6 protein-coding genes and 1 pseudogene are annotated in these 16,233 nt (G+C 66.1%); 4 read left to right on the top strand and 3 right to left on the bottom strand.

Annotated features, from left to right (window positions below; translation table 11 throughout):
- The first annotated feature begins 585 nt into the window (after positions 1-585).
- From BBH68_RS37295 to BBH68_RS37280, 4 genes and pseudogenes are all read left to right on the top strand, one after another.
- A complete protein-coding gene (locus BBH68_RS37295) occupies positions 586-855 on the top strand; it encodes a hypothetical protein (protein ID WP_141713157.1) in 270 nt (89 codons plus the stop codon).
- The gene (locus BBH68_RS37290) at positions 852-1,208 is read left to right on the top strand and encodes a hypothetical protein (protein ID WP_065968350.1); all 357 of its coding nucleotides are present in this window, start codon (positions 852-854) and stop codon (positions 1,206-1,208) included. Before BBH68_RS37295 ends, BBH68_RS37290 begins: the two co-directional genes overlap by 4 nt.
- A gap of 281 nt (positions 1,209-1,489) precedes the next feature.
- A complete protein-coding gene (locus tag BBH68_RS37285; protein ID WP_065968353.1) occupies positions 1,490-2,602 on the top strand; it encodes an integrase core domain-containing protein in 1,113 nt (370 codons plus the stop codon).
- A 526-nt stretch (positions 2,603-3,128) separates the two neighbouring features.
- Positions 3,129-4,296: pseudogene (locus BBH68_RS37280) on the top strand (IS1380 family transposase).
- 161 nt (positions 4,297-4,457) lie between these two features.
- Here BBH68_RS37280 and BBH68_RS37275 read toward each other — a convergent pair.
- From BBH68_RS37275 to BBH68_RS37265, 3 genes are all read right to left on the bottom strand, one after another.
- Complete coding sequence (locus BBH68_RS37275; protein ID WP_245738498.1) at positions 4,458-4,886, bottom strand: DUF4279 domain-containing protein; 429 nt, start codon at positions 4,884-4,886, stop codon at positions 4,458-4,460.
- 11 nt (positions 4,887-4,897) lie between these two features.
- Positions 4,898-11,734 carry a polymorphic toxin-type HINT domain-containing protein gene (locus BBH68_RS37270; protein WP_079151444.1) on the bottom strand — a complete coding sequence of 2,279 codons (6,837 nt, stop codon included), beginning with the start codon at positions 11,732-11,734 and terminating at the stop codon, positions 4,898-4,900.
- An 80-nt stretch (positions 11,735-11,814) separates the two neighbouring features.
- Positions 11,815-15,546: a LamG-like jellyroll fold domain-containing protein gene (locus BBH68_RS37265; RefSeq protein WP_079151445.1), complete on the bottom strand. Its 3,732-nt coding sequence runs from the start codon at positions 15,544-15,546 to the stop codon at positions 11,815-11,817.
- Positions 15,547-16,233 lie beyond the last annotated feature (687 nt).

Here is a 16,233-nt window from a genome sequence, read left to right as displayed (position 1 = left end):
AAGAGAGCAGGAGTGGTTCGCCCTCCCCCGTCGCATGGGGAGCACGGCATCGTGCTCCCACCGCGAAAGGTGCTCGAGAGCCGACAAGGGGTCCTTATGCCTCTCGATGCACGAGACATCCAGATCGATCGGGTGGCCCCGCGGGACCCTTGTTGACGACGGCGCGTGGGGGCGCGGTACGGCGCTGTAGGTCTACCGGATCGGGTGACGGACGAATCGGGCACCGTTGACACGTCTGCGAGTTGGGAGCACGAGGGCTCCCAGAGGGCTCCCACTTGCTCCCAGCCCGGAAACGGCTAAGGCCGCCTCCGCTGTCCGCGGAAACGGCCTCCGACCTGCGAAAACGCTGGTCGGGACGACAGGATTTGAACCTGCGACCCCTTGACCCCCAGCAGCGACCACTTTCCGCAACCAGCCGTAGCGTACGGTAGCGATCTGTTCAGGGTCATGCGCTCCCGTACGCCCCAGAAACACGACGTACCCCGCTCCCTCGGCCCCAAGTACCATCCTGGCACCACACCGCACGATATTCTGGTCGCACGTCGATCCTGGCGCTCGACGATGTGGAGTGAAGGAGGACGGGCTGTGAGGCGAGCCACCACCGCAGTGCTTCGCGCGAATGCCGCGACGATCCACCAGCTCGGGCGTCGCCACGGCCTGCACTGCTTCGCCCTGAGCGCCGAGCCCGGAGAGCTCGTGGCAACCCTGGACCCCGACCGCTCCTACTTCGACGTCACCAGTTTCGAGACGGACCTGTCCAGCATGCTCGGCGCCCTCGTGGAAGTCGTCCCGCGCGGCCCCGGTGTGGAGGTCGAGGAGGCCGAACCTCTGAGCGACCTGCGCGGGGCAGCGTGACCAACGCACGCACCGACCGGGAACACCGCGAACTGCTAGGCCTGACCGACGCCTCAGCAGCACTCGACCGAGCGCGCACCATCCTCCACGGGGGAACACCAAAACCAGGCGACGAGCGGCTCCTCGCTCTGGCCTACTGCATGCTCACCTTCGGTGAGATGCTCAAGCAAGCATCCCCCGGAACGGTGGTTCAGGCATACGGCGGCCCCATCGCACTACGCGACAAACTCGCTCACGTACCCCACCGTAAGCTCAATGCCGAGGTACTCGTCGCCTCCGTCGAACGAGCCACGACCGAGATCCTGCCCCTGATACAAGCCCGCATCCAGGACTTGAGCGACGTGCCCGCCTGACGCATGCCCAGACCGGCATGGGAGAACCCCATCTGGGGGGACAGGCGCATCCACAGCGAGTTCGGCGCTGCCCGACCCTGTTGCCTATTTGCTGTTTGGGCTGGTCGGGGTGTTGATCGTTGCGGCAGGCTGGTCTTCTCGTTCCCCTCGTGTTTCGCGGTTCTGGGTGGTCATGTTCCGGCGGCGGCCCAGGCGGTGAGGACGTGAAGGGTGTCTTTATTGCCGTATGGTGGTTGACCTGGGGCTTTGCGATCGCCCAAGGGTGGGCATGATCAGTGATCGTGGGTCTGCGGCTGTTTTACCTGATTTTCTGTCGACTACTGGGCTGCTTCCTGTTGCTGGGCCGCTCGACGGCCGCGAACAACGCCGAGATCCTTGCCCTTCGTCATGAGGTCGCTGTGCTTCGTCGGCAGGTACAGCGGCCGCGGCTCTCATGGGCTGATCGTGCCGTGCTCTCCGCTCCCGCACGGCATCTGCCACCCGCCTTACGCCGCCATCGACTGGTCACCCCGGGCACACTGCTGACCTGGCACCGCCGTCTGGTGCGCTGGAAATGGAGCCAAGCACCGGTCAGACCCGGTCGTCCACCATTGCCGGAAGAGACGGTCGCGCTCATCCAGCGCCTGGCGAGAGAGAACCCGACCTGGGGGTACGTCAGGATCCAAGGGGAGTTGCGTCGGCTTGGTCATCGGGTCGCCGCTGCGACTATCCGACGCGTTCTGCACCGCTCCGGTCCACCCCCCGCACCGCAGCGCGCCTCCCAGCAGACCTGGCGCTCCTTCCTCCGAACCCAAGCCCACACACTGCTCGCTTGCGATTTCATGCACGTAGAGACCGTCTTCCTCAGACGTCTCTATGTCTTCTTCGTCATGGAGATCAAGACCCGGCGCGTTCACGTCCTGGGTGTCACCGCCCACCCGACCGGCGCATGGGTCACCCAGCTCGCCCGCAACCTGCTCATGGATCTCGAGGAGAGGGCTGAGTGCTTCCGGTTCCTCATCCGGGACCGGGACAGCAAGTTCACCGCCGCCTTCGACGCCGTCTTCGTCGGCAACGGCACAGCCGTCATCCCGACCCCGCCGCAAAGCCCCCGGTCAAACGCGTTCGCCGAACGATGGATACGCACAGCCCGCACCGAATGCACCGACCGCCTCCTCATCACTGGCGAACGACACCTGCGCACGGTCCTCACCACGTACGCGGAGCACTACAACGGGGGACGAGCCCACCGCAGCCTCGACCTACGAGCACCCGACGACGACCCGAACGTCATCCCCCTGTCCTCTGCCGGGGTCAGGCGCCAGCAGGTACTTGGCGGACTGCTCAACGAGTACCACACCATGCCACCCCGGCTGCCGCATCCTCCACAGGAAACGCCCAGCTCAGCAGCCTGATTGGAATAAAGACACCCTTCAGGTGCAGCCGCGCATCGCCAACAGTGGTCGTACTTCACCAATTGCGCGCGTGATGGTGGAGCGGTCGACACCAAACCAGCGTCATGGGTGGCGCCATGACGAAGGTGGACGAGGGTGGCCAAGAGCCGATCGACGAAGACCAACTTGTGTTTCGCCCCGGCACCCACGGCCCGGCGACGGGGACGCGACGCGAGACCAGCTTGGTGCCGCTCGGGCCACAACGGGCCGATCTCGGCGACCAGTTCGGCGATCACTTCGGGCGCCAGCCCTGTGATCCGCTGGCTTCGCATGATTGCTACACGTACCCAGTTCCCCACCACACCGACCATGATCAACGATCAAGGTTGCGACGTGCCACCGCCAACCGTGCACGAGCTCGTTAGCCTCGCGCTTTCACGAGGTGGGGTGTCCGAGGCTTGATCAAATAAGCGGAGAGTGCTCCTGACCTGCAACGATGGGACTTGTCTAGGGTCCTGTTGGCTGCACGGAAAGAAGCACTCTCCAGGTGAAGAAGCGTATCGGGTCGTACCCGCGTGTCCGCATGGAGGGCGGCGGCCGGGCGGTGGTCTCGCAGGCCGGGGGCGTGCTGCTGATCGAGACCGTCCGCAAGGCCGGCTTGGACACCGCGATATCGGCGGCGCTGACGCCGTGGCGGAAGGCTCGGACGGTGCACGATCCGGGCAAGATCCTGCTGGACGTGGCGCTGGCGGTCGCGCTGGGCGGGGACTGAAGTCCGCCGACATGTCTGGCGGTTGGCCGGCCGGACAGCGCCTGATGCGGGCGGGACGGTGACCGTGGACCTCGACGGGGTGCTGGTGATCGCGCACTCGGACAAGGAGGACGCCGCACCCACGTGGAAGCGAACCTACGGCCACCACCCGCTGATGGGGTTCGTCGACCACGGACCGGGCGGCACGGGTGAACCGGTCGCGGCCCTGCTCAGAGCAGGCAATGCGGGATCGAACACGGCCACCGACCACATCACCGCCGCCCAACTGGCCCTGGTCCAGCTGCCGAAGAGGTATCGGCGCGGGCGCCGGACCCTGATCCGCACCGACTCCGCGGGCGGCACCCACGACTTCGTCGCCTGGCTCGCCCGGCGGGGACGGTGGCTGTCCTACTCGGTCGGCATGGTGATCACCGAGGGGATCCACCAGCATGTGCTGAGGGTTCCGGCATCGGCTTGGACTGCGGCCGTCGAGGCGGACGGCGAGATCCGTGACGGCGCCTGGGTCGCTGAACTCACCGGCGATGTTCTGGACGGCTGGCCGGAGGGCATGCGGCTGACCTGTTTTGCCACCAACACCTTGGGCCGGCCGATCGCCGAGCTCGAGCGCCGTCACCGACTGCGGGCCCGGGCCGAGGACCGCATCCGCGCCGCCCGGGCCACCGGCCTGCGCAACCTGCCCCTGCACCGCACGGCCCAGAACCGGATCTGGCCGGAGATCATGCAGATCGCTCTCGACCTGCTGGCCTGGATGCCGATGCTCACTCTGACCGGCAAGGCCAGGCTCTGGGAGCCCCGCCGACGACGGCTCCGCTTGTTCACCACGGCCGGACAGCTCGTGACCACCGGCCGTCGGCGAATCCTCCGCCTGGCCCGGCACTGGCCCTGGACCGGTCACATCACCGCAGCCCTCGACCGGCTCACCCAACTGCCCGACCCTGGCTGACCAGCGGATTCCCCGTCCCTTCGACAGCACCTCAACACCCGGAGCAGTGGAATCCGGCGCCATCCCGAGGCGGCACTCGGGTCTTCGGCCTGCACAGCCTCAGCCCACGGCACGAAAACGGTCCACCGACTCCGTCGGCGGACCGTCAAGAAAGATCGAGGTTAGGGAACGGCACTGTCCGATTCATGGCCGCACTCGTGGTAGACGTACTGATCGATGTCGAGCGATGCCCTGGCTGTACCCATCCAGGACAGCAGGTCGACCCCAAGGAAAATGCCTTTCTGCTGTGGGTCGTCGATGTCTCTGATCTCCTGGACAATCTCCAGAGAAACGATGGCTTCCCCGGAGTCGGCGAGTCGCCCGAGAGAATTGGCGAGATCCATCCCCCACCCGACGACCACCGGTTCCAGATCCTCTGGCCTCGCGTAGCCTCCCGTCTCCCCCGCATGTCGAATCCAGGTCGCATGCGACCGCGGAGGCGACTGCGGGTGCCTGCGACTTCCGATCGACGTCGACTCGTCGGGCTCCACTCCTAGCCTATTGGAGATTTCCTCCGGTTGCAAAGACTTGCTGACCACCCTGAGATACATGCGAAATGGACTCATGGCACGTACCTGTAATTCGTCGGAACCAAGATCTTTCCATCCTTGCTTACGAGAATGAGCCTGCTGTCGCCGTCGCGCATCGCATCGAATCTCGACACATTATTCTTCCCAACCCAGTCGGCCTTGAAGCCGTGCGGGTCCTCATCGACGCTCTTGAGAGCCTTCTCGAGTTGCTTCTCCCTGATCTTGACCAACGAACCACGATCGATGTCCGCCGCATCGGGAATGGCTCCGGAGATAAAGTCGCACCCAGTGTTGTGCACGAGCACCGGCGTCCCGCCCGCGAGTACATAGTACGTGTGGATGCTGTCGACGGTGAGGTCGTAGGTGCGTTGTTGCTTGGTGAAGTGGCGTACGGCGGTGACGGTGACCGTGGCGCCGGTGTTCGTGCGGAGCTTCATGCCGGCGGTCAGGTCTCCGGCGTCTGCCCAGCGGTTGTCACTGGTTACCCAGAAGGGGTGGGTGTCGGTGGCGATGATGGATGCGGGGCCGGCGTCCGTGTTGATCGTGAGGTCAGTGAATTCTTTGTCGTCTTTGGTGACGATGGTAGCGACGACGGGACGTGCGGTGGTTTTTCCTGTCTGAGGGTCGGTGGCGAGTACTTTGTCGCCGACCTTGACGTTCTCGATGGGCTTATTTCCCCCATCGGCGAGTTCGACCTCTGTTCCCGCAGTGAAACTGTGGCACCTTCGGGCTGCTTCTTCGAGAGCGTCTGCTGCGTCATCAGCCTCCTTTTCTGCCTTGCGCCCCTTCTTGAAGAGCTTCAGCCCCTTGAATGCCTTACCGGGTGTGGGGAGGTCGGTTGCCGCCCAGAAACAGCCGGAAAGCTCGAAGCTCCCGCACTTCTCCCACTCGCTCGGGTCCGGGAGGGCGAGGTCCACGGCTGTTTTCGCCACGCTCGAGAAGAATCCAAATATCCCTGTATTGACCTTCGTGTCCTTGTAGGGGCCGGGTTTCGGCGGGGGTCCTGCGCTGGGCCTGGGGATCGGGGTGGATGAGGATGTGGACGCGGTGCCTTTGTGGCCACCGTTACCACCGCCGCCTGCGCCGCCGTGCCCCCGGCTGGGGTGCCCACCGCCTCGGTGTCCGCCACCTCCGTCGCCGGTTCCGCCCCCCCTGGGTCCTAATGGACCTCTCCCCTCGCACGCCTCTTCGGGGCACGTCCCCGTGGGGTCGCTCATCGTGACGGGTGTGTTGTTTGCGTAGGTGTATCCGCTGATCTGCTGGGGGTCGGTCAGGTCCATGACCGGGTCGACTGAGATGAAGCGGCCGATGTTCGGGTCGTATTCGCGGGCGCCGATGTGGGTGAGGCCAGTGGTGGTGTCGGCAGGTTTGCCGAGGAAGGATTTGTCGTCGGGCCAGGCTTGTGGTTTCTCGCCGCGTGGGGCGCCGAAGGGGGTGGTGTAGCGCTTGGTGATGGCGTAGGTGGTGGCGTCCAGGGCGATGCTGGAGGTGCCGTGGTGGTCGGCGGCCAGGAAGGACAGTTTGGTGCCGGTGGTCGCCGTGCTGGCGGTGCGCACGGCGATGGTCTGGCCGTTGGCCGTGTAGTAGCGGGTGCCGGACAGGGTCTTGGTGCCGCCCTTGACGGTGAGGCGTACTTCGGTGGCGCCGAGGTAGAGGACGGTGTCGCCGTCGGTGGTGGTGGCGCGGCGGATGAGGAGTTCGCCGTCGGCGTCGTAGAGGTAGCCGGTGGCGGTGGCGGATTTGCTGCCGGCTGCGGGTTCGGTGGTGGTGGCGAGTTTGCCTTCGGGGTTCCAGGTCAGGGTCTGGGTGGTCTGGGTGCCGGGGCGGCCGGTGGTGTTGCCGGTCTTGTCGTAGGTGTAGGTGCGGGGTGTGCCGCCGTTGGTTTCGGTTTTGGTGAGGGGGTGGGGCTGGCCGGTCTGGGTGCCGTAGGTGTAGGTGGTTTTGGTGTCGCCGACTGTGGTGTGTTCGGTCTGCTCGTCCCGCTGGCCTGCGGTGTTGTAGTGGTAGCTGGTCCAGTAGGGGGCGGCGCCGGCGAGGTTGGCGGTGGTGCGGCCGGTGGTGGCGCAGTTGGCGGTGGCCGGGGTCCAGGCCTCGGTCATGCGGCGGTAGCCGTCGTAGGCGAAGCACTGGTAGTCGGCCTTGCCGGTGCCGCCGAGTGTCGTGCTGTCGAAGATGGAGGTGACGTTGCCCGCGTCGTCCTGGGTGAACTTCAGCTCCTGCGGCATGTAGCCGTGCACGTCGTCGGTGACGTAGGAGCGGGTCAGGCGGCGGGTGCCGGGCTCGTAGTCGTAGTTGAGGTAGGCCTTCTTCGCCGAGCTGGTCCCGGACATGCCCACAGTCAGCTGCCGCAGGTCACCTTGCGGAGAGAAGGTGGCGCCTTGGAGGTATCCGGTGGTGCCCAGGGAAGTGAGCTGCTGTCCGGTGGCGTTGTAGGTGTAGGAGACGGTCTCGGCGGCGAGTCCGCCGACGGCCGGTTCACGACTCTGGCTGATGGTGCCGTCGAGGCGGTAGCCGGTGGTGAAGGCCAGGGTCTTGGGTACTCCCGCCTTGACGAGCGGATCCTCGTCGGGCAGCGTGAGCTCGCTGCCCTTGACCTGGTAGAGGCTGTCGTACTCGGTCACTTTCCGCGTGTACGCCTTGCCGGCCACGCCTCCGTCATAGCGGACGGCTGTGTCCTGCTGCCCCTTGGCCAGAGTGTCGAAGGTCCAGGCGGCGAGCTTGTTGGCATCCGTCTTGGTGCCACTCCACATGCCCGTCTTGCGGCCGAGTTCGTCATAGTCGTAGACGAGGGTCTGCTTCTCGGCGTTGGTGCTGCTGGTGACCTGGTCGAGGGCGTTGTAGCTGGTGGTGGTCTTGCCCTTGTCCGGGTCGTCTGCCTCGACCTGCCGTCCGGCCAGGTCGTAGGAGTAGGACCAGGTGGCCTTGTCCGGACCGGTGATGGTCTTCTGCAGGCCGCCGGGGGTGTAGGTGAAGCCGGTGGTGGCGAATTCGGAGCCGGTCGGCTTGGGGCTCGCGTACTCGCGGCGCTCGGTGGTCTGCCCGCGGACATCGGTGACCTCGGCGACGCCCTGGCCGCCGGCGGGGGCGCTGGTGGTGACGGTGTCGCCGGTGTAGGTGGTCTCGGTGGTCCAGCGGGTGACGCCGTAGTTCTTGGTGACCGTCTTGGTGGCCCGCCCGGCGCCGTCGTAAGTCGTGTCGGTCTGGACAGGGGCTTGGCTGCCCTCAGTTTGCACGGGTGTGCCCGAGGGGGACGCGGTCTCGTCCCAGATGTCCGCCTGAGAGCTGACCGCAAGTCCCCGGTCGTCATACAGAGTCAGGCCAATCAGCCGTCCGCCGACCGGGGTGGGTGACTGGACCTGGCGGGCACGCAGGAGCGAGTCGTAGATCTCGTAAGTGGTGTTGTACCCGGAGCTGTCGCCTTTGAGGGTGCTGGTGGAGATCCAGGGCAGCGACGTGCTGTTGAAGTGGTAGGCGTAAGCCAGGCTGGGGTTTTTGAACAGAACCTTCAGATGATTCGGCAGCCATACATTGGTGACCCGGCCGAGCGCGTCGTACTCGCTCTCGGTGATCTTGTTATTCGGGTCGGTGACCTTGAGCGCGGCTCCGGTGGCGAAGTCGAGGGCTGTGGTGGTCTTGAAGCTCTTGGCGTCAGCCACGGTGGTCGACGTCAAGGGTCCGGCGCTGGTCGGTGTGTACTCCGTGGTGGTGATCTTGCGGTCCAGCGCGTCCTTCACCACGGTGGGACGGCCGAGACTGTCGTAGGTGGTGGTGGCGGTCTGCTGCCATGCGGGGGTGTTGTCGGTCCCGTAACCCTTGGCCCGCCCGGTCCACTGGGCCTCGCCCTTGGTGGGTTTCTGCGACGCGTTCCAGGTGGTGGTGTCGTAGGCGATGGCCGTGTCGGAGATGACGTCGCCCTGACGGTCGGCGTCCGCGGGCAAATCCAGATCGGCATCAGAGGTGTCGCAGGGCTGTGAGGTGGTGCGGGTGCGGGAGACCAGCGCGTTGATGCCCTTGTCATCGTTGCGCGCGTACCAGGTGCGGGTGCAGGTCTCGTCCTTTGATTTGGCGTCATCGCCGCGGTCCTCGACCGTCTGGGCCATGCCGTAGTCGTCGTACGTGGTGGCGGTGGTCCGCACACGGTCCACGGGGGTGAGGCCGCTGGTGATGCGGGTGCGGGTGTGGGTGGCGGCGGTGCGGACGTAGTAGGCCTCGGTGTCGGCGTACGACTTGTGCTGGGTGGCGGTGCGCTTGGACCACGGGTCGTTGATCACGCCCGTCACCTCGGTGTCCCCTTTGTAGGTGACGGTCTCGCGGGTGAACCCGGCGTACTGGTCCGAGTCGGTGATGGCCTCGCCCTTGATGCCGGTGACCTTGGCCTGCCTGCGCTTGTCCGGGTCGGGCGTCTTGCCGTCCGTGCCCAGGACGCGGTCGCCGTTCATCCCGCGCAGATAGACGGTGACTGTCTTCAGCTGCGTGTTGTCACGGTCCCCTGTGAGGTGGGTGACCTTCTCGAAGCCGCGCCAGATGGACCAGGTGCGTTCCTTGGCCGGGGTCATCGGGTCGTCGTTGTAGTGCCAGGCGGCACCCCCGTCCTCATAGCTGTAGGTGTTCTGCACGGCCTCCGAGCCGCCGTATGGGTCGGTGGTGGACACGGCGGTGACGGGGTACTTCTGGAACCAGTCCAGGACCGGGTTCTTCTCGCCGTTCGGCGACCAGTAGACCGGGTAGCAGAGGTGGGTGTTCTCGTCGGCCTTGGGCATCGTCTGCCCGGCCACGCAGTCGGCCTTCGCATAGCTGACGATGGTCTGGGCCCCAGCCTCGGAGGTGACTGTCTTCAGGCGCGGCTTGTCGAGGGAGAGGATGTCGTCGCTCGGCCCGTCGACGCGGTTGGGCAGGAAGACGTGGGTGAACTTCACCGGGTCCAGGGCCAGATCGCTGCCGTGTTTTCCGGTGTGCTTGATCTCGTCCAGCCACAGGGACTGGTCAGCGGTGTCGCCGGTGTCGCCCGGGTCGAGGTAGAGCTGCTTCAGTGTCCAGGTGTCGACGGCGGCATAGCCGGGGGTGGAGGCTGCGGCGTTCCACGCGTAGGTGGTGATGCTTGTCATCCTCTTGCGGGTGAAGAAGGAGGGGCCGACGTTTCCGGTGCACTTGTCGTCGTCCTTGCACACCGCGTCGAAGGGCACGTCCGGCCAGTTGTCGCGGGTGTCCTTGGTGAGCGAGTCGCAGCCGGTGCCGGAGGCCAGGCAGCGCTCGGCGTAGTCGAAGACGACCTTGTTGGAGGCGGCGGGGGCTGCGGAGAACAGGGCATCCTTGCGCTGGCCGTAGCGGATCTCCTTCAGGTAGCCACCGCGGGTGTACCCGGTGCCGGTGTTCTCGTCGCCGAGCTTGTCGTAGTTGTTCTCCTCGGCCTTGTACCAGTAGGTCATGGCGTTGCCGTGGGTGTCCTCGACCAGGTCGAGGTTCCACCGCCAGGCCTGCTTCTTGTCTCTGCCCGAGAAACTGCTGCCATCCGCGTAGCCGGGCTCCCCCTCGTCGTCTCCGAAGACCGGCACGGTCCACACCGAAGCGGTGCGGTCATCCGCGCCGGCCCCGTCGAGCTTGTTGAGGCCGAAGGAGTAGACCGTGCCGTCGCCGGTGGTGACGGTCCAGTACTCGCCGTTGTCGTCACCGTTCTCGGCGCCGGTGTGGTGCTCCACGGTGGAAGCGTCGTCGTTCTTCAGCCGCCACCGGCCACTGGTGTCGTCCTTGACCAGCTCGGTGGCCTTGCCGTTCAGGACGAGGGAGGCGTTGTCGTACTTCCAGCACAGGTCGTACTTGTCGTCCTGCCCGTCGTCGTCACAGGAGCCGTACTTGCGCTCGATGAAGGACGAAGTGAGGTCAAAGCCCTCACCGATGGCGGTCCCCTGGTTGTTCGTGGACGCGGTGCGCCCGTCCACGCTGCCCGAGTCGTAGGAGATCGACAGGTCCGGTGACGGCCCCGCCGCGGCGGGCGGGGTCCGCAACGGGTACGACCAGGTGAAGCTGCCTGACGAGCCGCCGGCCTCCCAGGTCGATGAGGCCGCGAGCGGAGTGGCCTTGTAGTCGCCGGACCCCGACTTGGTCCCGGCTGCCAGGGCCAGCACCACTGACTGGCCCGCGGGTGCGGAGGCAAAGGACAACGTGGTCTCGAGACGCCGGCCATCCCGGTCATTGGTGAAAGGCACGGTCTCGCGGCTTCGGCAGTGCGCTTGTGCGGGGTCTTTCAGCGCGCAGTCCGGAAGCTTCACGAGTTGGAGCCGTCCGGCCCAGTCGCCTCCGTAAGCGGACGCGAAGGCCGAGTAGTCGACGCTGAGCCGGGCCCTGCCCCCGTCCGCGGGCCCCGTGGCGGTGAGCACGACGCCCTTGACCCCGAGCCTGCTGGCTGCCTCCTGGCCCAGAACCTTGACCGTGACGGTCTCGGCGATGCGTTCCTTCTTCCCATCCCTGCCGAGGCTGGGTGCAGTTAATGTCACCGGGAGGGCGCCTGGATTCGCCTTAACGGATTTCTCGGTGCCTAGCGTGAGAGTCTCCTGGCCCTCCCGCGGCCACGTCACCGAACGGCTCTGATCCGCCCTCGCCTGCTTGGCCGCGGCTCGGTCGGCGGCTTCGGATGCCTTGACCACGCGGGCGTTCTTGTCGTTCGCCTTTTTGGTCAGCGGGGAGACCGTTGAGGAGCGGGGTGCCGTCAGCTTCGGCTTGCCGAGTGGATCCGGCTCGTCAGCAAAAGCGACCGGAGACAGCAGCCCCGGCACCAGGGCGAACCCCGCCAAGACGGCGAGCCGTCTCTCCCAGGACCGTCTCCTGCGTGCCGTGCCGCCTATCCGAGGCATGCCGGACCCGAACTGGTTCATGACAAGTCTCCTCGTGTGCGGGCGCCGACGCGCCCGCACACCGTCAAAGGTCAGCAGAAGAGAGGAAGGAAGACAGGACCCTAGGTCGTTGGCTGTGCGATCTGGGACATCACCTGGTCGCGCGTCATCGCGCCGACCCAAACGCGCACCTTCGCCAGGTCCCCCGGAAGGTAATGGCCCGTGGCGCCGCCACCCGAGCCCCGGCCCGCCGAGAGGGACCCGCCACCCCGCTGGACCGTATCCAGCCCGAGGTCATCACCGCCCTGCTGGGCGAACTGGCCAATGAAAAGCTGTGCCGCGCCAAAGCGTTCACTGCCATCGCTCCCCGTGAAAGGAAGCCCGGAGTCGAAGACACCGGTCACATCCACCCAGGTGTCCCACTCCTTGTCACCGACCGGCTCCTGGCCCATGTCAATCGCCGTGTCAGTGACCTTGCCGTTGCTGTCCACCGAGGTTCGCCCGAACTTCCACCAGTAGACATTTTCCGCGGGTTTCTCCACCCACAACGCCCACGACGACTCCTTGCCGACCGGTGTGGCCTGCGCGGCAACCAGCCCCCGGTAGCCGACCGGCTTGGCCGCCAGCAGCGCCTTGTTCAGTCGCACCCGCGCCGACACTGTGAACGAGCCTGTCTCATCAACCACCGGACCCGTTGCCGAGGCGTACCCAGAGCTGCCGTTGAGCACCAGCGCCGTCGCGTCCTCGCCCGTGAGTGCCGCGCCTGACCCGGACAGTGTCATGGGGCCGTGCCGGTAGGGGAATGTGGTGCTGGCCGGGTCGTCCGGATCCTCCGGGCTCTCGATCACTTGACTGCCCTGGGAGATGGTGGCATCCCAGTGCGCCACCAGTTCGTTGGCGGGTACTCCGTCCTTGTCCAGCCGGTCTTCTTCCCGGATCTGCTCAGGAGTGCGAGTGTCCTGCCAGACTGCGATCTCATCGACGCGGCCCAGGAAGTACTCGCCGTACGCTCCTGCCACCTTGGAACGTCCGATCATCAGGTTGCGGTCGGCCGTCCACGGCTCGTACGTGGGCGCCACGTCGGCCAGGACGATCGGGTCGCCCTGGGGGCGTCCGTTGATAAACAGCTGGATCGTGTCGTTGCTCTTGTCGGCGTCGTTTTGTGTGTCGAAGACGCCGGTCAGGTGTGTCCACACCCGCAAGGGAGGACTTTCCGCATCCGCCAGCGAGCGGATGTACACCGGATCGTTCTTGTCCCGGTCGGTCCGGTTGAAGACCCACTTCTTGTAAGCGGTCGAGTAGTACAGGGTGAGTGCCGAGCCGTACTCCCCCGGCGCCGACAACACCACATGGTTCGTCGACGCGTCGGTCAGATACGCCCAGGCGGAGACGGTGAACGAATCCTGCGTGTTCACGGCCGCGCCATCCGTCGAGGCATAGCCCACCTGCCGGGATGGATCGCTCAGGTTGTCGTTCAGACGCAGCGAATAGTCGCCAGCACCTCGCCTGGCGAGAGTCGACCAGCCAGTGCCGGCCTCGTCCCGCAGTACGAGGTTGTGGCGGGTGCCCACCTCGCCGGTGTCCTTCGCCACCGTCAGCCCCGACCCGGGGCCGCCGTCGTCGAAGCGCCACCGCCCGGTCGGCCCGGGAGCAGCCGCCACCTTGAAGGCCAGTTCCGCAGGAGGTCCCCAGCGCACCCGCCCTTCCTTGTCCAGCTTCAGATCACTGGCCTCCACCGACAGCGTCTGCGTGCCAGGCAAACCAGGCTTGACATCCTTCACCTGCACCGAAGCATTCGTGGTCGGGGCGCTCACCCGCTTGGTCGCATCGGCATCCGAGGTCAGCAACCGCCACCGGTATGCCTTCACGTCCTTGTCGGCCGTGTTCGGTTTGAAGGTGAAAGTCCCCGGCTTGCCCGGGCCACCGTGTGCTGCGCAGTCGTTGGCCGTGCACTCGGTGTACGGGGCGCCGGGAACGATGTCCGGCACCCTGGGCGCGGTGGAGTCGATCCGCAGATAACACCATGCCGAGTAGGGCGAGAATAGATCGCCCGACTTGCCGTTGTACGCCCAGTGCGACTGGGTCCGTGCCCGAAACCGGTACAGCCCGCCATCGGCCCGCTTGTCCGTCGTCGTCTTCTCCAGCGTACCGTCCGGATCCCAGCCACTGTCCGGCTTGTAATCGCTCCACACCTGCGACCAGGATCCCGAGTTCGTGTCCGTGCTGCTGCGCTGCATCACGAACTCCGCCTGCAAAGATCCTTCTTCATCGCCCTCATGGGCTTCGACCTTCGTCTGCACACGCGCCTGGACCGTTGGCGTGTCCACCGTCACCGTCAGCGGATCCGATGAAGAACGGCACTGTGCTTTGGTGCCCGTGCCCGGGATGGCCCCGACCGACGTCGGCACGCCGGGCTTGTGCGCATACCACACCTTCAGCTCCGCGTTGGAGTCGAACCGCTTCCAGGCCCGCGGCTCGCCCTCGTCCTTGGCCCGCAACATCAGCGTCAGCCGGGAAATCTTGCCATCCGCCAACGACCGCACCGTGGAGGTCAGATTCTCATCCGGCTCGTCCGGGTTGTCGTTGAACTCGATCCACTTGTTCGGCTGCTCCGGGCTGCACAGATCCCCCCGCCCGGCCGATACATAGCGGTCGCCCATCTGATCCAACTGCTTCGGACCCGGCCAGCGCGTCCCCTCGGAAATGTTGTCGGTCCGCTCGAGGTCCACCCAGTACGGGGTGCAGTTGAACGACCACGTCTCATACGCCCGGAACGTCGCGTCCAGCACATGCTTGCCCGCCAGCTTCGACGCGCCGAACTCGAAGTACATCCGGTCCCGGTAGCCCGACCCGCAGTAGTAGCCATCCGCGTTGCCGCACAAGCCGACACCCTTCGGCTCGTCGAACTTCCAGAACCTGTCCCCGTCGGACGACAGCTTCGTCCACTCCGACGCCCCCAGACCCACGGACGGGTCGATGAACACCGGGTACGCGGTCTTCTCCCCCCGCAGCAACTCCAGGTCCGGCTCCACCGAAACGCTGCCGTTCCCGACGGTCACCGGCAGTTCAGCGGTCGCATCACCTTCGCCCGGCTGAGCCAATTCATCTTTGGTGTCGCTCAAGCTCCGTTGCTTCCCGGACGGTACCGACCGGAACTGAGTGCGCGCGCCCACGGCGTCTTCACCTGCCGAGTCCCACATCCGCCCGGCCGGCCCCCGGAACACGGCGTTGCCATCCGCGTCAACCGCCCGCACCCCACCGCCGGCACCCGGTACCACGCTCAGGCCATCCCCAGTGGCGGTGAGCTTGATCTTCTCCAGCTCCGGGTTGGCCGCCGCCTCAGCCGTCTTGACCACCAGCACCTCGCGGTAGCCCTCGGCCGTCGCCGTCAGCTGCAGATCCACCCCCGCAAAAACATCCGAGTACGTGGCGGTGGCCCCATCCAGCGTCGGCGCCGGCAACGAGCCGGGCCAGCCCAGCCGTAACTCCTGCTCACCGCGCCCCATGGTCAACATGCCCGAGCCGCTCCCGCCACCGGAGAACGACAACTCCACCACGGCGGACTTCGGCCCCACTCTGCCGTCCGGGTACCTCTGCAACGTGACATCGATGTCGTGCCACGTACCGTCAACGGCACGCGCCCGCTGCGGCTCCGTCGACTGCGTAAGGGTGAAGGTGCCGTCCGGGTTCGCCACCGTCTGCGAGTACTCAGTCCGCGCCGAGGTCACTTCCACGGGCTCGCCGGATGCCACTGCCCTCGCAGACGCCGACCCCTCCGACAACGCCGAGGCTGGCACCGCCGCATGCGCGGCAGGCGAGAGGGACGCGACCGGCGACACGACGGACAGCAGCATCTCCGTCGCGATCGCCCCACCGAGCACAGGAAATAACCAGCGTCTTCGCGCTCGCGCACGCCACGGTCTCCACCCCAACTCCACAGCCCCCACCCCAGAGTCACAAGATTTTCAAATGCGCAGCGAGTTAATGGCCCTCTGGTTTCCTCCGTCAACGTGAAGCAGATCACGTTTCCACTGGACGGGTGACTTACAGCCACCCATCTGACACGACCTCCAGCACGCCTTTAGCGATCACTCGGAACCCCACCCCGCTCCTCAACTGCCCACTAATGATCACTGACCGAGGCCCGCCACTCTTGCACCCCGCCCCTCGGCCGTAGGCGAGACACCACAGATACGCGGGCCCCCTTCCACCGCGCAAGAAGAACCCCACCCGCAGATGACCAGCGTGAACAACTGATCGAACCGGGAACCCGGCGCCAAGCCCCGCCCGAGCTGCCCACCCAGTACAAGCTGCGCACAGTTACCGAGGCAGCTCCGTCCGGACAGAGGAACGAGGCAGTGCTGCACCGAGAGCGGTGACACCGCTCCCCCGTCGCCGAGCGGCGAGCCATCCAACGCGCCTGGCAGTGATTGCTCTGACCGGCGAGCACACCAGCCCGAGCCCGGCCGAAAAAGACCACGTGCCCGCCGAGCCGACGTGGCTGCATAAGGATGTGGCCTGGCTGGAAAGCGACCGGCGCA

Origin of the sequence: Streptomyces sparsogenes (genome assembly GCF_001704635.1) — a bacterium.
In the GTDB taxonomy this organism is placed as follows: domain Bacteria; phylum Actinomycetota; class Actinomycetes; order Streptomycetales; family Streptomycetaceae; genus Streptomyces; species Streptomyces sparsogenes.
The sequence above is the reverse complement of the archived record's forward strand: the minus strand, read 5'-3'. Positions and strand labels throughout refer to the sequence as shown.